The sequence below is a fragment of the Photobacterium phosphoreum genome (genome assembly GCF_002954725.1).
Classification (GTDB): Bacteria; Pseudomonadota; Gammaproteobacteria; order Enterobacterales; family Vibrionaceae; genus Photobacterium; species Photobacterium phosphoreum.
Genome location: NZ_MSCQ01000001.1, coordinates 1,573,689 through 1,595,657, shown reverse-complemented (window position 1 = coordinate 1,595,657; position 21,969 = coordinate 1,573,689). Strand labels below are relative to the sequence as shown.

General features: G+C 40.7%; 6 protein-coding genes. 2 read left to right on the top strand and 4 right to left on the bottom strand.

The features are described 5' to 3' along the window. Positions 1-11 precede the first annotated feature (11 nt). Genes BTO21_RS06950 through BTO21_RS06935 form a run of 4 tightly spaced genes read right to left on the bottom strand, consistent with a single transcriptional unit; the run spans position 12 to position 3,989 of the window. Positions 12-662 (bottom strand): transglutaminase-like cysteine peptidase, encoded by a 651-nt coding sequence (locus BTO21_RS06950; RefSeq protein WP_045032151.1) that lies wholly within the window; start codon positions 660-662, stop codon positions 12-14. 15 nt (positions 663-677) lie between these two features. After that, complete coding sequence (locus BTO21_RS06945; protein ID WP_045032149.1) at positions 678-1,268, bottom strand: OmpA family protein; 591 nt, start codon at positions 1,266-1,268, stop codon at positions 678-680. Between the two features lie 11 nt (positions 1,269-1,279). Beyond that, entirely contained in the window at positions 1,280-2,590 is a 1,311-nt protein-coding gene (locus BTO21_RS06940; protein WP_105026742.1) for a TolC family outer membrane protein, read from the bottom strand. A 4-nt stretch (positions 2,591-2,594) separates the two neighbouring features. After that, positions 2,595-3,989 carry an HlyD family type I secretion periplasmic adaptor subunit gene (locus tag BTO21_RS06935; RefSeq protein ID WP_045032147.1) on the bottom strand — a complete coding sequence of 465 codons (1,395 nt, stop codon included), beginning with the start codon at positions 3,987-3,989 and terminating at the stop codon, positions 2,595-2,597. Positions 3,990-4,394: 405 nt separating this feature from the next. Between BTO21_RS06935 and BTO21_RS20060 the strand changes: the two genes are divergently transcribed. Both BTO21_RS20060 and BTO21_RS06920 read left to right on the top strand, forming a co-directional pair. Next, on the top strand, positions 4,395-6,809 hold the full coding sequence (locus BTO21_RS20060; protein ID WP_170064498.1) for a retention module-containing protein: 2,415 nt from the start codon (positions 4,395-4,397) through the stop codon (positions 6,807-6,809). Positions 6,810-7,028: 219 nt separating this feature from the next. Beyond that, positions 7,029-21,917 carry a T1SS-143 repeat domain-containing protein gene (locus tag BTO21_RS06920; RefSeq protein ID WP_239997989.1) on the top strand — a complete coding sequence of 4,963 codons (14,889 nt, stop codon included), beginning with the start codon at positions 7,029-7,031 and terminating at the stop codon, positions 21,915-21,917. Positions 21,918-21,969: the final 52 nt, after the last annotated feature.

The following is a 21,969-nucleotide window of genomic DNA, read 5'->3' as shown; positions in this document are numbered from 1 at the left end:
TAATTTACTCATTAAAAAATGTTTCGTGGTTGGTTGAGTTTTATATATTGTGAACGATGACGTAGATCATTCCAAAGGCTTAATCGGGAAGCGTTACCTGCGACTTGACTTTGTCCTTTTTGTTTCATTAACCATAATTTACTACCATTGAAGCTGTATATCGGTAATAAATCGTTGCGCTTGGTTGCGAGTAAAATATCCCCTTTGAGGTTATCTAAAATTAATGGTACGGCTGATGGTGTAGGATAATAGGCAACTACCATATGGAATTGATTAAGCTCCAGTGCTTTTACGTATACTAATCTGAGCTTGTTATCATTAATCCCAAGTTCAAGCAGTGCTTGATATTTAGCAATACTAAAATCTTCACAATCTCCAGCTCCAACACCGACAAATTCGTAAGGTGTTGCCCAATAATCTTCTTTCCCCCACAACTTTTGATCACTAATAAAAACAAATTGGTTAAAAAATTCATTAACAGCGTTGAGTTTTTGATGTTCAGTTAAATGCTGTGAATTTTTGATGAGTGCGCGCCATGCGATTGCTCGTGTACCGGCGCGCTCACCATAAAATTGAGTTATATTCTCTATTTGTTGTTTACTGGCAGCATATGCATTGAGTGTAATGAAGCAACATAGCAGCCAAAAAGTTATTTTCTTCAACGGGTAATTATCTGCTTAGTTTTCACGGACGGTATAGACTGTCCATTCTTTCACAACATTACCTTGAGAACCAACTACTTGTGCAACAACTCGACGACTTAGCGTATTACTTTGCTCAATATCATATGCTTTTACTGGATCGCTATCGCCAAAGCCTATTGTTTTAATTCGAGAAGGTGTGATGCCATCATTGATTAATGCTTGACGAATTGCACTCGCACGGCGTTTAGATAAGGCAACATTATAAGCACCATTACCAACAGGGCTTGCATAGCCTTTGAGTTCAATATGTGTTTCGGGGTATTTTGTTAAAAACACACTCATATTTTTGATATTTTGCATGTAACTTTCAGATATTACTGATGAGTCATTAGCAAATAAAACATGAATCTTATTTTCTTCAGAGCTATCAACATACGTTGGACAACCATTATTATCAACGACTGCATCAATAGGTGTCTTAGGGCAATGATCCCGTTGATTAATAACGCCATCACTGTCTTTATCAAACAGGTTTTTGGTTTGTTTAGCAACTGGAGGTTGAGGCACTGAAAGTGAGCAACCAAATAATGTTAGTGCCAGTAAACCAGTAATTATGTATTTCATATTATGTTCCTTTATTTAACCGACTGTGCCCAAGATTGAGGTATTTCAACCCGCATTTCACTGAGGATGAGTCCTGTAGCATTTAGCACTCGATATTTAGCTAAAATGCCATCATATTCAGCGGTTAAATAGGCTTTACGTGCTTCAAATAATTCATTTTCAGTGTTTAACACATCCAATAAAGAACGCTGACCAATCTTGAATTGTTTTTCATAAGCAATGACGGTACGTGCCGATGCATCAACGTGTTCTTGCAAGAATGTTTTTTGTTTCTTTGATAGCGTTAATGCACTCCATGAAAGACGTGTTCCTTCTTCTAACATACGGTGAGCGCGATCTCGAATATCTTTAGATTTATTGATTTGATAAGCGGCACGACGTGATTTTGCAACATCACTGCCACCGTTAAAGAGGTTATAGCGCATTTTTAGCATCGCTTTAAGCTCATCGGTATCACCCGCTGAGCCATTTAAATCTTGTCCCCATTCTTGTGAGGCTTCAACGCTAAAAGAAGGGTAGAAAGTACCTTTCGCTTGTTTGTATTGATATTCCGCGGCATTAATATCATTGGATGCAATATACACTACGGGATTATTTTGTTCGGCTTTAGCGAGAGCATCATCTAAAGAGGTGGCGAGATAATTACGATCCACTTCAGGTTTTACAAGATCGGTTGGATAAGTGCCAACAATGCGCACAAAAGCCGTGATTTTATCTTGAAGATTACTTTCTGCGGCTAATAAATTGGTATTAGAACTGGCTAAACGACCATCAACTTGTGCTAAATCTGCTGTCGAGCCAATACCTGCATCTGCGCGTTTTTTGATGTCAACGTACATCTTTTGATGCACTTTAAGATTCGATTGAGACAGCGTTAGTACATCTTGAGCATGGAGTACATTAAGGTAAGCCTCGGTTGCTTTAAGTGCTTTATCTTGTGCATCAGATAGTAGTTGGTAGCGTTGAGCTTCTGTTTCTGATTTATTACGTTGAATATCGTTATACGTAATAGAGCCATCCCAGATTAACTGTCGAATATTTATTTTGGCATTTTGAGGGCGGTACTGTCCTGATAAATTACTATTGTTATAGTCATCATGTCCAATCCCTGCTTCTAAATCAACTGATGGTAAATAGTCACCTTTTGCAGCCTTGATCAATTGATGCTTACTCTGAAATTCATTGTAAGCACTTTTTATATCAGGGTTGGTCGATAAGGTTTCTGCAATCGCTTGTTCTAAAGATTGTGCCATTACAGGCGCAGCTAAACATTGAAGGCCAATTAATAACGTAACTTTTTTTAAAATGTGTTTTTGGGTCATTATTTTATTCTCTTAACGCCGTTTGACGCGCTCTGAGGACAGGTTTCAGTAAATAATCAAGTACAGAACGTTTGCCTGTAATGATATCTGCTGATGCTGTCATTCCTGGAATGATAGGTAATGCTTCGCCATTAGGTCCTTTAAGGCTACTTGCATCGGTACGAATCTTTACTTGATAGAAGCTATTGCCTTCTTTATCTTGGATAGTATCGGCACTGATAGTTTCTAATGTTCCTTTTAAACCACCATAATTAGTAAAATCATAGGCACTAAATTTTATAATTGTTGGTAATCCGGGTCTTAAAAAACCGATATCTTGAGGCGCTATTTTTGCCTCAATTAAGAGTGTGTCTTCGGTCGGTACAACTTCCACTAATGGCATACCTGGCTGAATAACGCCTCCTACAGTATTGACATAGATTTTTTGAATGGTGCCATTCACTGGAGATACCACCGTAGTGCGTTTTACTCGATCTTCAAGGCCTACTTGTGTTTCCGTCATACTGGATAATTTATCACTGGTTTCATTTAGTTTAGCTTGAATCTCTGAACGAAATTGTAGAGCAATATCGAGATATTTAAAGCCAGCCTCTTGAATTGCAGCTTGAGTGATTGGAATTTGTAGTTTGGCTGAGTTTAAATCACGTTTAGTGTCATTGAGCGCACGTTGTAACTTTAATAATTCAATACGAGGAACAACACCTTCATCCGCTAACGGTTTGGTAATGTGGTATTCCTTTAATGCAATGTTATAGCTATTTCGAATATTGGTTACCCGTGATTGAGTTTCAGTAAGTTCTCTTTCTTTTTGGGATGCTTGCTGTGACGCAACAGAAAGTTGGTTTTCTAAATTATTTAATTTACCCGTAAATTGGTTAAGTTGTCGGCGCACTAATTGAGGATGCTTTTTCTTAAACTCAGCAGTAAAAGCAGGAGCGGTGCTAGCAACATTAACACTTTTGCGCCATCCTGTATTATTAGTACTTTTATTTACGGTAACACTGGCAAGTAATGCACTAAGACGTAACGAATCAGCTTGCACAGCGGCAAGACTTTGGTTCTTTTCTTTAAAATCAGACTTAAATTGAGTGTCATCAATAAGTAATAGTGTCTGGCCATGTTTAACGTGTTGACCTTCTTTGACTAAAACCTGCTTAACAATACCGCCTTCAAGGTTTTGTACTACTTGTAACTGAGATGATGGAATAACTTTCCCTGAACCAGTGGTGACTTTATCGAGTTTTGCAAAATAGGCCCAAATAAATGCGATAAGGAAAAATAGCACCATTACCCATAAAATTATTCTGGCACTTTTGGGCGTGTTAAGCAGTAATGCTGCTGATTTATCATCAATAAAATCGAGATCATTGGTTGATATCGAGATGGCTTTTTTACTCATATAAAAACCTAGGTCTCTAGAAATAGAAGTTTGCAAGAATGTTAGCATTTGCATTAAAAAACAATGTATTAATATTGATAACGTGATTTGTCCTTATCGATTCAAGGTATTTTTTTTGAGATTAAGGGGCATAAATTGTTCTTTTTTTTACACTAAGTATAACGCATGCTAATGGCAAATATTAATGATTATTATATTTTAATGTGTTGTTTGTTTATAATTAAAACTAATGATAAGCTGTTGAAGTATTGGCGTAAAGTTGTTTTTAATGTCGATACATAAAATAAAAATATGGTTGGTTTGATTATCGGAATGATTAGCGATCATTAAAATATTGCAATATCAATTTCAAATGATGCAGTTTGGCTGTTATGCCATCGAAAATTTTAAAGGTTGGGCAATTTAATGGTTAAGAATGATAATAATAAAGTTGAAGCGTTTAAACTTGTTGATGGCGAGAGTTTTGTTATTCAGCCAAATCAACAACCTATAACAGTTATAGATCTTCATGATCTTCAACCGAATGAAATTATTGTTACTAACCGCGATGCTACGTTTATTTTAATTAAAGATGGTGTAGAACAAGTTGTTAATATTCCTTGTCCTAGTTGTTCAATATCAACCCCTAATGGTATCGAAACTGTTGAATTAGATAATGGTATAGTTTTTAACGGAGAGGCTAAAAATAACACTTCATTTTCTGCTGATGATATTGAATCACTACAAAATGCAATTTTAGCAGGACAAGATCCAACAACATTATTTGAAGCCGCTGCCGCAGGTAATGAGTCAGCGGCAGGCAGTGTTGGATTAAATGGGTCGTCAGCAACGGCGAGTTTTATTACTATTAATTATGATAATGACGCTGTATTGGCAGAAGCGGGTTTTGATACTGCTTATGATCCGCATCGTGCGACACAAGCAATTGATCCCCGCGTAATTCTCGCTGCTGATGGTGGCGAATTGGGTTCAATGGTTGTTGTTGAAGGTGATTTAGAACCTCAAACTGGCGCACAAGGGTACCCCGTTCAAACATCAACATCTATTGTTGTTGATGCCGCAACATTACCACTTGAAAGTGCTTCTTTTGTTTTTGATTCTCTTTCTATTAATACATTGCTTTCTGAATTGAATAATGAAATTTCTTCAGGTGGGCAAGCGGTTAGTTTTATTTTCGATACTCAAACAAATTCGATTATTGGTACCCTCAATGGCACGACAGTGATGTCAATTACCCTTGATGCATCGTCAACGAATGGGCGTGATGTTACTGTCAATATTACGACAACGATTAATCAGCCTATTGATCATGTGGAAGGTAATAGTAGTGGTTTAGTGTCTCGTGATGGCGATAATATTACGGTTGATGTCGCTATTCAGGGGGCTGATTCAAATGGTAATCCACTAGATCAACCTATTAGTGTAGATATTACAATCAAAGATGGCGCTAACCCTGAGTTTAGTACTGATAAAGGCACCACCATTGATGAAACTATTCAAAATGGTCAGATCATTAGCGGTGATGTGCCGCTGGATGTCGGTTCAGATGCGATTCAGCGTGTTGATTTTAATGCAGACCAATCAAATTTAGCTCACCTTACCAGTAATGGCGTAGCCACCACATTTACTGTTAGCGGTAATGTATTAACCGTGGTTGATAGTAACGATAAGCCTGTGATGGTAGTGATCATTGCTAAAGATGGCTCATACACCGTTGAAGTAACAGGGCCAATTGATCAAAACGATGCCGATATTGCCAACATAAACCTTGGCGTTACCGCCACCGATAACGATGGCGATAGTACGCAAGGGCAAGTGGTGATCACTGTTACCGATGGTAGCGATGCTGGCGGTAATGAACATGGTGATATCACTATTACTGAGGGTGATTTAACCCCTCAAGCTGGCGAGCAAGGCTACCCAGTTGTCGGCACTACCACGATTGCGATTGAGGCGGGCTCTGATCGTCTCGACCCAACCAAAGTCACTATCGATCCTAAACAATTAACCGACTTAATTAATGAATTATCGTCTGAATTAACCACCGGTGATAATCAAGCAATCAGCTTTAGTTACGACAGTGCGACAGGCCAATTAGTCGGTGTTACCACTAATGGCGAGCAGGTTGTAACTGTGTCACTGACTGCGGTACAGGCAGCTAGCGGTCATGATATCGATGTAACAGTGACGATCACTCAAGATAAACCGTTAAATCATACCGATAGTGGTGTCGATGGTTTAGTCGACAGTGTCAACGATAAAATCACCATTGATGTGCCGATTCAGGTGCAAGATACCGATGGTGATTGGCTGCAAAAACCCGCCAATGTTGATATTACAATCAAAGATGGTGCCAACCCTGAGTTTGGTACTGATAGTGGCACTACCATTAATGAAACCACTCAAAACGGTCAGATCATTAACGGTGATGTGCCGCTGGATGTCGGTTCAGATGCTATTCATCAGCTTGATTTCAATGCCGACCAACCAAGTTTAACCGCGCTTACCAGTAATGGCGCAGCCACCACATTTACGGTTAATGGCAACGTCTTAACGGTAGTCGATAGTAATGATAAGCCAGTAATGGTGGTGACTATCGCTAACGATGGCTCATACACTGTTGAAGTGACAGGGCCAATTGATCAAAACGATGCCGATATTGCCACTATTAATCTGAATGTAACCGCCACCGATAACGATGGCGATAGTACGCAAGGGCAAGTGGTGATCACTGTTATCGATGGTAGCGATGCTGGCGGTAATGAACACGGTGATATTACTATTACCGAGGGTGATTTAACCCCTCAAGCTGGTGAGTAAGGCTACCCAGTTGTCGGCTCTACCACGATTGCCATTGAGGCCGGAGCAGACCGTCTTGATCCAACTAAAGTCACCATCGATCCTAAACAATTAACAAACTTAATTAATGAATTATCGTCTGAATTAACCACCGGTGATAATCAAGCGATCAGCTTTAGTTACGACAGCGCGACAGGCCAATTAGTCGGTGTTACCACTAATGGCGAGCAGGTTGTAACAGTGTCACTGACTGCGGTACAGGCAGCTAACGGTCACGATATCGATGTAACAGTGACGATCACTCAAGATAAACCGTTAAATCATACTGATAGCGGTGTGGATGGTTTAGTCGACAGTGTCAACGATAAAATCACCATTGATGTGCCGATTCAGGCGCAAGATACTGATGGTGATTGGCTGCAAAAACCCGCCAATGTTGATATTACAATTAAAGATGGTGCCAACCCTGAGTTTGGTACTGATAATGGCACTATCATTAATGAAACCACTCAAAACGGTCAGATTATTAACGGTGATGTGCCGCTGGATGTCGGTTCAGATGCGATTCAGCGTGTTGATTTTAATGCAGACCAACCAAATTTAGCTCACCTTACCAGTAATGGCGTAGCCACCACATTTACTGTTAGCGGTAATGTATTAACCGTGGTTGATAGTAACGATAAGCCTGTGATGGTAGTGATCATTTCTAAAGATGGCTCATACACTGTTGAAGTGACAGGGCCAATTGATCAAAACGATGCCGATATTGCCAACATAAACCTTGGCGTTACCGCCACCGATAATGATGGTGACAGTACGCAAGGGCAAGTGGTGATCACCGTTACCGATGGTAGTGATGCTGGCGGTAATGAACATGGTGATATCACTATTACTGAGGGTGATTTAACCCCTCAAGCTGGCGAGCAAGGCTACCCAGTTGTTGGCACTACCACGATTGCGATAGAGGCTGGAGCAGACCGTCTCGACCCAACTAAAGTCACCATCGATCCTAAACAATTAACCGACTTAATTAATGAATTATCGTCTGAATTAACCACCGGTGATAATCAAGCAATCAGCTTTAGTTACGACAGTGCGACAGGCCAATTAGTCGGTGTTACCACTAATGGCGAGCAGGTTGTAACGGTGTCACTGACTGCGGTACAGGCAGCTAACGGTCATGATATCGATGTAAAAGTGACGATCACTCAAGATAAACCGTTAAATCATACCGATAGCGGTGTCGATGGTTTAGTCGACAGTATTAACGATAAAATCACCATTGATGTGCCGATTCAGGTGCAAGATACTGATGGTGATTGGCTACAAAAACCTGCTAATGTTGATATCACCATTGTTGATGGCGCCAATCCTGAGTTTGGTACTGATAATGGCACTACTATCAATGAAACCACTCAAAATGGTCAGGTTATTACAGGCGATGTGCCGCTGGATGTCGGTTCAGATGCTATTCAGCGTGTTGATTTTAATGCCGACCAACCGAATTTAGCCAACCTAACCAGTAATGGCGCAGCCACCACATTTACGGTTAATGGCAACGTATTAACGGTAGTCGATAGTAATGATAAGCCAGTAATGATGGTGACTATCGCCAACGATGGCTCATACACTGTTGAAGTGACAGGGCCAATTGATCAAAACGATGCCGATATTGCCAACATAAACCTTGGCGTTACCGCCACCGATAACGATGGCGATAGTACGCAAGGGCAAGTGGTGATCACTGTTACCGATGGTAGCGATGCTGGCGGTAATGAACATGGTGATATTACTATTACCGAGGGGGATTTAACGCCACAAGGTAATGAGCAAGGCTATCCGGTTTCTGGCTCTACCACGATTGCCATTGAGGCCGGAGCAGACCGTCTTGATCCAACTAAAGTCACTATCGATCCTAAACAATTAACAAACTTAATTAATGAATTATCGTCTGAATTAACCACGGGTGATAACCAAGCGATCAGCTTTAGTTACGACAGCGCGACAGGGCAATTAGTCGGTGTTACCACTAATGGCGAGCAGGTTGTAACAGTGTCACTGACTGCGGTACAGGCAGCTAACGGTCACGATATCGATGTAACAGTGACGATCACTCAAGATAAACCGTTAAATCATACTGATAGCGGTGTGGATGGTTTAGTCGACAGTGTCAACGATAAAATCACTATTGATGTGCCGATTCAGGCGCAAGATACCGATGGTGATTGGCTGCAAAAACCCGCCAATGTCGATATTACTATTCAAGATGGTGCCAACCCTGAGTTTGGTACTGATAATGGCATTACCATTAATGAAACTACTCAAAACGGTCAGATCATTAACGGTGATGTGCCGCTGGATGTCGGTTCAGATGCTATTCAGCGTGTTGATTTTAATGCTGAGCAACCTAGCCTACAAAGTATTACTAGCAACGGTGAAGCGACTAGTTTCAGTGTTAATGGCAACGTCTTAACGGTAGTCGATAGTAATGATAAGCCAGTAATGGTGGTGACTATCGCTAACGATGGCTCATACACTGTTGAAGTGACAGGGCCAATTGATCAAAACGATGCCGATATTGCCAACATAAACCTTGGCGTTACCGCCACCGATAACGATGGCGATAGTACGCAAGGGCAAGTGGTGATCACTGTTACCGATGGTAGCGATGCTGGCGGTAATGAACATGGTGATATCACTATTACTGAGGGTGATTTAACCCCTCAAGCTGGCGAGCAAGGCTACCCAGTTGTTGGCACTACCACGATTGCGATAGAGGCTGGAGCAGACCGTCTCGACCCAACCAAAGTCACTATCGATCCTAAACAACTGACTGTGTTAATCGGTGAATTAGAATCAGAATTAACCACTGGCGATAACCAAGCGATCAGCTTTAGTTACGACAGTGCGACAGGACAATTATTCGGTGTTACCGCTGGCGGTGAGCAGGTTGTAACGGTGTCACTGACTGCGGTACAGGCAGCTAACGGTCATGATATCGATGTAAAAGTGACGATCACTCAAGATAAACCGTTAAATCATACCGATAGCGGTGTCGATGGTTTAGTCGACAGTATCAACGATAAAATCACCATTGATGTGCCGATTCAGGTGCAAGATACCGATGGTGATTGGCTACAAAAGCCTGCCAATGTCGATATTACAATTAAAGATGGTGCCAATCCTGAGTTTGGTACTGATAGTGGCACTACCATGAATGAAACCACTCAAAACGGTCAGATCATTAACGGTGATGTGCCGCTGAATGTCGGTTCAGATGCAATTCATCAGCTTGATTTCAATGCCGACCAACCAAGTTTAACCGCCCTTACCAGCAATGGTGCAGCCACCACATTTACCGTTAACGGCAATGTATTAACGGTGGTTGATAGTAACGATAAGCCTGTAATGGTAGTGACGATTGCTAAAGATGGCTCATACACTGTTGAAGTAACAGGGCCTATTGATCAAAACGATGCTGACATTGTCAACATAAACCTTGGCGTTACCGCCACCGATAACGATGGTGACAGTACGCAAGGGCAAGTGGTGATCACTGTTACTGATGGTAGCGATGCGGCAGGTAATGAACACGGTGATATTACTATTACCGAGGGTGATTTAACCCCTCAAGGTAATGAGCAAGGCTATCCAGTTGTTGGCACCACCACGATTGCCATTGAGGCGGGTGCTGATCGTCTCGACCCAACCAAAGTCACTATCGATCCTAAACAATTAACAAACTTAATTAATGAATTATCGTCTGAATTAACCACGGGTGATAACCAAGCGATCAGCTTTAGTTACGACAGCGCGACAGGCCAATTAGTGGGTGTTACCGCTGGCGGTGAGCAAGTGGTGACAGTTTCATTGTCAGCAACACAAGCGGCTAACGGTCACGATATCGATGTAACAGTGACGATCACTCAAGATAAACCGTTAAATCATACTGATAGCGGTGTGGATGGCTTAGTCGATAGTGTCAACGATAAAATCACCATTGATGTGCCGATTCAGGCGCAAGATACCGATGGTGATTGGCTACAAAAACCTGCCAATATCGATATTACAATCAAAGATGGTGCCAATCCTGAGTTTGGTACTGATAGTGGCACTACCATTATCGAAACAGAAAATGGCACCACCACCAACGGTAAAATTACCGTTGATGTAGGCTCTGATAATATTGCTCATATCCATTTCCTTTCTTCTCAGCCGTCACTTGATGGCATTGTCTCAAATAATCAAGCGACCCGTTATATCGTCGATGGTAATGACGTTCGTGTCGTGATTGATGGCGGTGAAAATGATGGTGAAGCGGTTCTAACTATTACGATTGGTAATGATGGTAGTTATACCGTTGAGCAACATCAACCTATTGAGCAGAATAATGCTGCTGGGGATAGCGTTAATATTGATCTTGCTGTGGTCGCGACGGACGATGATGGTGATACGAGTAATACGGGTCAACTTGAGATCCACATTAAAGATGGTTTAAACCCAACAGGCGAAGGTGTTCAGGCAAATATTACGATCACTGAAGGCGATCTCGAAAATCCTCAACCCGGGAAATGTTATCCGGTTGTTGGTACTGGACACTTTACGGTTGATGCGACCGATGATGCGTTAGTCGCTCACTCGTTAACCATCATCGATAGTGTAAAAGCAGCCTTATTAAACGAGTTAAATGGCCTTACCTCTGAGGGTAAAGCATTAAGCTTTAGTATTGATATTGATGCTAATGGCATTATTACGATGACAGGGATAACGGCATCAGGCGGGCAAGAGGTCGTTACGATCACGCTGGCACCAACAGCACAAAGTTATGGTGATGTCAGTGTCGATATGTCGATTATTCAGCAATTACCCTTAGATCATTTGAGTGCAAATGGTACTTATGTTGATGTTAATGGCGGTCAGATCATCATTAATGTCCCCGTACAAATGCAAGATACTGATGGTGATGCATTGCAACAACCGGTTGATGTGGTCGTTACTATTAAAGATGGCGCAGATCCTACTCTGGGTATAGATAGTGGCACCACTATTATCGAAACAGAAAATGGCACCACGGCCAACGGTAAAATTACCGTTGATGTGGGCTCTGATAATATTGATCATATTAATTTTCTTGCTTCTCAGCCGTCACTTGATGGCATTGTCTCAAATAATCAAGCGACCCGTTATATCGTTGATGGTAACGAAATTAAGGTAGTAATTGATGGTGGCACAAATGATGGCGAGGCTGTTTTAACGATCACTATTGGTAATGATGGCAGTTATATTGTTGAACAACATCAACCTATTGAACAAGATAATACGGCAGGTGATAGCGTTCATATAGAGCTTGGTGTAGTTGCGACTGATGATGATGGTGATAGCAGTAATACGGGTCAATTAGAGATCTATATTAAAGATGGCCTTAACCCTACCGGTGACGGTGTTCAGGCAAATATTACGATCACTGAAGGCGATCTAGAAAATCCTCAACCAGGAAAAGGTTACCCTGTTGTAGGTACTGGACAATTTACTGTTGATGCAACAGATGATGCGTTAGTCGCAAATTCATTAACGATCACTAACAACGTTAAAGCTACGTTATTGACAGAATTAAATGGTCTTACTTCTGGCGGAGAAGCATTAACCTTTAGCATTAATATTGATGTTAACGGTGTTATCACTATTACAGGTATAACAGCAATAGGTGCACATGAAGCAGTTACCATCACCTTGACGCCTACAGCACAAGCAAATGGTGATGTCAGCGTCGATATGTCGATTACCCAGCAATTACCTCTAGATCATTTGAGTGCCGATGGTACTTATGTTGATGTTAATGGTGGCAATATTACCATTAATGTACCTGTTCAAATGCAAGATATTGACGGTGATACGTTACAACAACCCGTTGATGTCAATATTACTATTAACGATGGTCAACTGCCTTCATTTGGACATGATACTTCAGCAACTTTAAATGAAGGTGCATCTGGTCAGGCAACTGGTTCTGGTTCTATTAATGTCGATACCGGTAGCGATCAAGTTGCTAAAGTTTATTTTGGTAGCGATCAAGCATCATTGAATGGCTTAACCAGTAATGGTCATGCGACGACGTACCATTTAAGTGCTGATGGCACGAGAGTGGTAGTGGTGCTACAAAGCGATCCGTCTCAAGTTGTCATGGAAATCAGCATTGATATTAATGGTCACTATGTCGCCGATCAAAAACAACCTATCGATCAAGTTGATGATAAATCGGCAGATGATGAAATTATTAAGCTCGATGTGTATGCACAAGATCATGATGGTGATGTAAGTAAACCCGGTCAAATCACGATTAATATTCATGATGGTAACAATGCTGCTGGTGGTGAAAATGGTACGATTACCATAACCGAAGGTGATTTAACACCAACAAATGGCCAGCAAGGATACCCCGTTTCAGGTGATACAAATATTGCAGTAACGGCAGGGGTTGACCGACTTGATCCGGCAACGGCAACTATAGATAACAGCAAACTTATTGCATTGATTGATGAATTACAGTCAGAGTTAACGGCAAATGGTGCGCCAATAAGCTTTGTTTATGATCATATTAGCGGTGTTTTAACGGGTACTGCTAATGGTCAAATTGTGCTTACTGTTACAGTGACCGCGACACAAGCCGCAAATGGTCATGATGCTGATATTAAAGTATCTATTACACAACATTCTCCACTTGACCATAATGGTAGTGATAATGGCGGGTGGGTAAATGTTGATGGCGATAAGATCGTTATCGATGTTCCAGTACAAGTTAAAGATACTGATGGTGATCTTCTTACTAATGATGTTAATGCTCAAATTACCATTGAAGATGGCGCTGGCCCTATTATCACTGCAGCACCTGCATTAACGGTTGAGGAAAGTGATTTAGCCTCAGGTACAACGCCATCAGGTAATGGTGAATCTGCTCTTGGCGATATTATTGTTAACTCTGGGAGTGATCATGTAGTTAACTTCAAAGTTGATATTGACTCATTTAATCAACAAAATGATATAACCTCACATGGTCATAAGATAACGTTATCGCAATCAAGTGAAGGTACTTATCAAGGTATTGCTAACGGTAATGTTGTGTTTACTTATTACTTGCTACCAACCGGACGTTATATCTTCCAATTGCATGGCACGCTAGATCACCCAACCCAAGGTGAAGATCAATTAACCATTGAAATTCCGGTGTACGCCATTGATAAAGATGGCGACGTAAGTGGTAGTGTTAATATTGATGTCACCGTGAAAGATGATATTCCATCGGTTCACAATGTGACATTAGCGACGGTAGAAGATAGTTCAACAACGCAAGAAAATGTGATTACAGCAGCGGGCGCTGATGGTGCTGAAGTGACAGCATTGATTGTTGATGGTCAGCATATTGCGTTGTCTAGCTTAGAGCAATCTGGTGAATATCGAATCTATGAAGTGAAAGATGGTACGCAAGTATTAGGCGATCTGATGATCAAGCCTAACGGTGATACTTACTTTATAGCCAAAGATAACATCTCTCAAACCCAAGAAGATCTGATCAAAGAGATTGGTTTTGAGGTCACAGATGGCGATGGTGATACCGCAACGGGCACAATTACATTAGATATTTCCGATAAAGACGCCACATTACAAGTTGAAAATAGTATCGGTGAAGAAGAGGATGGTCGTCATTCTACCGATGCTACAGACAACGTTGATCCTAATCGTGGTGGTATTGAAATCAATATGACCATTGATGGTGGGGATAACGACCGCGGTGAACATGTTGGTACGGTAACTATTCAACCGCAAACACAAGCACATGGTGTGTTTATGTATAACGGCCAACCACTCACTGTAAATAGTGATGGCAGTGTTACCTTACCACCGAACGCGTTTACGGTTGATACTACCAATCCACCTGATGTGAAGTTTATTTTACAAGGTGTGACTTTTGTTCCTGATGCTGATTATTCTACTTCTGCTGCTGGAATAAAATTTGACGTAACCGCACAAGTAAATACCACTGATGGTGGCAATCATCCGGTTATGAATGGTGAGTTTGCTATTGATGTTCAAGGTATTGCGGATACACCAATATGGAACGCAAGTTCTGTTGATCATTATGTAACTGCAGAAGATCAGGATAACGTGTTATTGAATGTTGTCGCTGATTTACAAGATACCGATGGCTCAGAAACGCTATTTTATTTTATTACCGTACCTGTCGAATATCAGGATAAATGTACTTTAGAAATTGGTGGTCAATTATTAGTTGAAACCTCACCAGGTTCTGGTGTTTATAAAGTGACAGCGAATCAAATGGGTTCGGTTGAGGTTAATCCAGTTGATAACTTTAGTGGTGATATTAAGTTAACCATTCAAGCACAAAGTAAAGAAAATAGTAACTTTGTTGCGGGTCATCAAACAGCTGATTCTGTAGAAAAAACAGTGATCATTAATGTTAGCCCTGTGGCTGATGATGCGGTATTAAAAGTAACACGTGTTGAAGCAAATGAAGATCAACGTATTGATTTATCAAACCATATTAACCTAACGTCATTGGATGATAATACCGATAATTCTGAGCATTTATTCTTGCAAATATCGGCTTTACCTGACGGTGCGGTGCTATACCTAAATGATCAGCTACTAACGCCAAATGCTGATGGCGTGTATGAAATTTCATATCAAGATCTAAACGGTTTATCAATGCAGCCGCCATTAGACAGTAATGTTGATTTTAGTATTACCGTTAATGGTATCGTTCGTGATGTTGCACAAGTGACAGATGCTAATGGTAATGTGACAACAGAGACCAGTGAGAAAATTATTGGGCCTCAAACGATTAATGTTGCGTTAACCGGTGTGGTTGATCACCCTGAAATTATATCTGAAAACCCAGATTGGACGCCGTTAGATGATGGTCGAGATGGTTTACAAACCACGATTAAAGAAGATGGTGAAGCTAAATTTGATTTTAAAGTCATCTCTGGTGAGCACACCAATGCTGATGGTAATACCGATGGTTCTGAAACCCTTAGCGTGATTATTTCAGGCATTCCAAAAGGGACTGAAATTTATGACGCAGAGGGTAATCTACAAACCTTAGTTTATGCGGGTGAAGACAGTAACGGTCAGCCTATTTATCAAGTCAATCTTGATTCATTAACCAATATTGTCATTAAGCCACCGCAGAATAGTACTGAAGATATCAGCTTAGATGTGCGCACGGTTGTGACTGAAAATGATGGCGCGAGTGCTGAGTTTGGCAGTGAATTGATTATCCATATCACACCAGAAATTGATGCGACAGATTATACGACCGTCTCAAATGGTTTAGAAGATGAAGCAACAACCGTTAATTGGCAGCCTTCTCTTTCTGATCCTCAAGAGCATATTACTGGTTTAGCTTTAGGTGGATTACCGACAGGTTATCAGCTATTCATTAATGCCATAGAACTGAATACGGACAGTAATGGCAACGTAGAGTTAACGGCACAGCAATTACAGACATTACTTGATGGTGGTCAACTCACAGTAACTGCGCCTCATAATTCTGATCAAGATATTCAGTTAACATCGACGGTTACCGTATCTCAAACAGATGTTGATGGTAATAAAGAAACCGTAACCAAGGATATTACAGGTACGTTAGATGTAGATATTAAAGCTGTTGTTGAGCCTGATGGTAAGATCGTTATTGATGATAATGGTACGTTATTAACAACAATTGCTTCTGGCACTGACGGTGTGATTGATCTGTCTAATGATGCTGGCTCTGACGGTAAAATTGCTTGGCAGAATAATGACACCTCAAGTTCAGAAGTGATCACGCAAATTGTGTTGGATCCAATTCCTGAAGGTTTTGTCATTATTGGTGGTATTAATAACGGTAATGGTAGTTGGACTGTGCCGCAATCGTCACTAGATGGCTTGAAAATTATTGCACCAGAAGGGTTTAATGGTCAGTTAACCCTTAATATTAATGCGCTTGTTCAAGATATGAGTGATGACGGTGATGTGAGTGATAAAGTTTCAGAATTAGGCGAGATTACGCTAGATTTTAGCGCTAATACTGAAAATAATACTGAAAAAGCGGCCGAGATTGTTGTTGATGATAGTTATGTTGTAACGGGCACTGAAGATCATAGTGTTGATCTCGGTAAGCAAATGATGGATCACATTGTTACCATTAGTACAGCTAACGGTGATCAAGCCCATGATGACTTTACCTTAGTAATCAATGCCGATAATTTACCGGCTGGTGCAACAATTTCTGGGGCTGATTTTGACCATGTAACGGGTGAGTACGTATTAAAAGTACCTGTTGCAGCTGATGGTACGATTGATCTTTCAAGCATTACGTTAAATCTACCTGCTGACTATGCCGGAGATTTTAAGTTTGATGTTAAATATGTCACCACCGATTCAGAAAGTGGTGATTATAAAACCCAAACAGATACCATTGCAGTGCAAGTTGCACCACAAGTTGATGGTCCTAAAGATGTAGCAATTACAGTTGTCGAAACTGATGGTTTGAACGCGGATAAGCAGCCTATTTCAACCTCTGATGATAAGCAAGAGCAGGTATACGATAATATTGCTTACGAAGACGGTGATATTAAACTCGATTTATCCATAAGCTTAAAAGATGCTGATACTTCAGAAACAGACGGTAAAGAAACGGTACAGTCAGTAACACTGACATTAGCAGATACCAGCAATGGCGTGTTTATTGATGCCGATGGTAATGTGCTAGGTACGTCAATTACGGTTGATCAAAGTCAACTTGATAATATTCATTTCAGGCCTGCCCTCGATTTCAGCGGTAAGGTTGATATTAATGTTAGTACGGCAGTGGTTGATACTGCTATTTATGATGACACAACAGGTGCAACAGTAACTGATAGTAAATCATTTGATAGTACGGTTAGTTTTGATGTTATTGCTGTGAATGACGAAATCAAATGGCAAGGTATTGATACGCCTATTGTAGGCAATGAAGATACCGCTATTCCACTTGCTGGCATTAGTGGTTCTTTAGAAGATGTCGATGGTTCTGAACATATTGTTTCGATGAAATTAGAAAATGTGCCAGATGGTTTTATTATTGAAGGAGCTGTCAATAATGGTGATGGCGTATGGACGATTACTGCGTCTGGTGAAAGCTTTGATTTAAGTGATATTAAAGTGCGTCCACCTCATGATTTCAGCGGTACCGTTGATATCGATATTGTGGTTTATTCTAAAGAAGATTCACTGGATAAACCGGCAGAGAATCGTGAAACGGTCACTATTGATGTTAATCCGGTTGCCGATAAAGTAGACACTGACGTAACTCCAAATGTAAGTGGCGATGAAAATAGCCCTATCACGCTTGATTTGGGCATTAAAGCTTATGACGACAAAAATACCATTAATAATCCAGGTTCGAATGTTCATGAAAATGGGGCAGAATCATTACAAATAACCATCACTAATGTGCCTGATTCAAGTTCATTTACTTTACCCGATGGCGTTGATGGTAGCGCTGAAAAGCAAGCCGACGGTTCATGGATAATTAAAGTAACAGGCTCTGATCTTGATTCGCTGATTTTCCATCCGGGTGATGCTAATAACCAGACGGTGATTGATGGAACTGTATGGAATGGCGATTTAAATCTCGATATTCGTGCGGTTGATAATGGTGTTGTTGGTACCGACAGTGTTGCTGTTGATAAGACAATTCATGTTGATGTCACCCCTGATAACGATGCACCAGTGAACCACTTACCTTCAGATTCATTAACGGTTGCTGAAGACGCTACGCTAGTCATTCATGACCTACAAATCACGGATGTAGATAGTAATGACCATGATGCTGTAATGGATATGACTGTCACGTTAAGCGTTGAACACGGCCAGCTGGCTATTGCTGCAGGTGTCGATACATCGGGCTTAACGATTACTGATAATGGCGACGGTAAGTTGGTTATTAATGGTGATTTGACTCTAATTAACCAGCTATTAGATCAAGGTATTAACTATACTGGCGATAAAGATTTTAACGGTACTGATAGCCTTACTATGACGACTGACGATAATGGTAATTCAGGCGCTGGTGGTGCATTAACAGACACCGATAGCATTGATATTACAGTAACGCCAGTTAACGATGCGCCTATTAATACCGTACCTGCACCCTTTGATGTTAATGAAGATGGTAGCCATGTTATTACAGGGCTGAAAATTGCTGATGTTGACGCTAAAGAAAGTGGTACATCAGGTCAAATGACGGTTGAGTTAAATATTGGTCATGGACAGTTATCGATTATTGCCGCGGATACGCAAGGATTAACGATTACCGACAATGGTGACGGTAAACTCGTGATAAGTGGTGATATCGATAAGATTAATACATTGTTAGATAGCGGCATTAAATATACCGGTGATGCGAATTTCAATGGCAGTGATCAACTAACAATGACCACATCTGATAACGGTAATGTTGGTAGTGGTGGTGTCTTAACGGATGTGAGTACGGTTGATATAACCGTAACGGCTGTTAACGATGCGCCGATTAATACTGTGCCTGCGTCATTTGATGTTAATGAAGACAGTAGCCATATTATTACTGGGTTAAAAATTGCGGATGTTGACGCTAAAGAAAGTGGCACATCAGGTCAAATGACGGTTGAGTTAAATGTTGAACATGGGCAATTAACGATTGTTGCCGCTGAAACACAAGGACTGACTATTACCGATAATGGTGATGGTAAGTTAGTAATCAGTGGTGATATTGATAAAATAAATACGCTATTGGATGGCGGTATTGAATACAGTGGCGATCAAAACTATAACGGTAGCGATAAGCTAACCATGACCACATCGGATAACGGTAATGTTGGCAGTGGTGGTGTACTAACGGATGTGAGTACGGTTGATATAACGGTAACACCAGTTAATGATGCGCCTGTAAATACGGTGCCAGCAGCGTTCGATGTTAATGAAGACAGTAGCCATATTATTACTGGATTGAGCATTACAGATGTTGACGCTAAAGAAAGCGCTACATCAGGTCAAATGACGGTTGAGTTAAATGTTGAACACGGGCAATTAACGATTGTTGCCACTGAAACACAAGGATTGACTATTACCGATAATGGTGATGGTAAGTTAGTAATCAGCGGTGATATTGATAAAATAAATACGCTATTGAATGACGGTATTGAATACAGTGGCGATCAAAACTATAACGGTAGCGATAAGCTAACCATGACCACATCGGATAACGGTAATGTGGGCAGCGGTGGTGTATTAACTGATGTGAGTACGGTTGATATTACCGTGGCGCCGGTGAATGATGCTCCTGTAAATGAAGTACCAGCCACTATTAGTACCAGTGAAGACACTGCGACTGTTATTGATGGTATTAAAGTGACCGATGTTGATTTTAACGAGCTTGCTAATAATGACGCAATGTCGGTAACTTTATCCGTTAATCATGGCGCATTGTCGATTACTTTACCGATGAATAGTGGGGTTGAAGTTGCCAACGATGGTAGCGGTAATGTCATCCTGAAAGGCTCAATGACTGATATTAATGTTGTACTTGATAGTGGTATTAGTTATACCGCTGCTGAACACTTCAGTGGTAGTGATGAGTTAACGATTACGACAAATGATGGTGGTAATACAGGTTCTGGTGGCAGTTTATCCTCGACCAATAAAGTCAACATTACAGTGGCGCCAAAAGTTGATATGCCATCATTGAGTTTACATGCAGAGCATATTCAAACGGCAGCAATTCAAAGTTCATTAGGAACAATGATACCTTTAATTGGACTCATTGCAGCGGCATCAGCTGATGCTTCTGAAACGCTAACAGTTAAAATTAGTGATTTAGGTTCAGCACAGGTTGTTGATAAAGCGGGTAATGTGATTGGTACTGATTTGGGTAATGGTAACTGGCAGGTTACCGCTCAAGATCTTAACGAGGTGTATATTAACGATCTTGAGCAAGGAACCCACACTATCAGTGTTACAGCGGTATCGACAGAATCGAATGGTTCTCAGGTGATGTCGCCACCAGTAAATCTTAATATAGTTGTTGATGATCTTTGCGCAACCAATAATATTCTTGGGCAACATTCCTCATCAGATCAAGCTAATTTAGTGATTGATAGTACCGCTCAGGCAACGCTACTAGGTGGTGATGGTAACGATATTTTAGTGGGCGGTGTAGCTTCAGATATTCTTGTTGGTGGTCGAGGCGATGATATCCTTTGGGGTGGGCATCTTAATGGTCATTGTGATGACACTAAAGACACCTTCTTGTGGTCTGATGCTGACTTTGGTACAGCTAATGCGCCAGCAACTGACACTATCATGGATTTTGAAGTCGGTATTGATGTCATTAGTCTTGGCGATGCGCTCAATAGCCAAAACATTCAGTCATTAGAAGATTTGAGTAACCGTATAAATATTATTGAACAACAAGGTAATACTGAGATTCAAATTTTTGATGACCAACATCAAATGGTACAAAATATCATTTTGAATGGGGTGAATCATAATGAACTCTTTGGTGATAATTCACTAAATATGAGCAACGAAGATAAGCTCGGCTCGTTGATGAATAGCGGTAACCTTGAATTGAGCGATAATTTTGGTAATCAACAAGACAATACCTTAGTTGCTGACAGTCAAGGTGAGTCATTATTTGGCTTTGATGGTAATGACATTCTGGTTGCTGGTGAAGGCAATGATATTTTAACGGGGGGTAACGGTGATGATATATTTACATGGCATGAATCGTCACTTTCTACCGTCAGTAATACTGATACGATCACTGATTTTGAATTAGATAAAGATCAAATTAATGTCCGTGGTTTACTGACTGATGATGACAATACCCGTTTAGATATGGATGATTTATTAAAGCATGTTAGTGCAGATGTTGATGATAAAGGTCATGTTAATATTGAGGTGAATAGCAGTGAGGGGCAGTCACAGCATATTGTGTTAGAAAACATTAATCCACAGCATGACTTGGGTTTAGCTGATGGCGCATCTTCTGCTGATATTGTGTCATCCTTATTTAGTCATAATGCGTTTCAAGTTGATAATAACCACTAACATTAACGAATAATCAAACTAAAAAAAGCAGCTTTAGATAGCTGCTTTTTTA

What these genes read in the sequence shown, in the direction of transcription:
- BTO21_RS06935 (WP_045032147.1), bottom strand. Translation starts at nt 3,989, where the DNA reads ATGAGTAAAAAAGCCATCTCGATATCAACCAATGATCTCGATTTTATT.
- BTO21_RS20060 (WP_170064498.1), top strand. Translation starts at nt 4,395, where the DNA reads ATGGTTAAGAATGATAATAATAAAGTTGAAGCGTTTAAACTTGTTGAT.
- BTO21_RS06940 (WP_105026742.1), bottom strand. Translation starts at nt 2,590, where the DNA reads ATGACCCAAAAACACATTTTAAAAAAAGTTACGTTATTAATTGGCCTT.
- BTO21_RS06945 (WP_045032149.1), bottom strand. Translation starts at nt 1,268, where the DNA reads ATGAAATACATAATTACTGGTTTACTGGCACTAACATTATTTGGTTGC.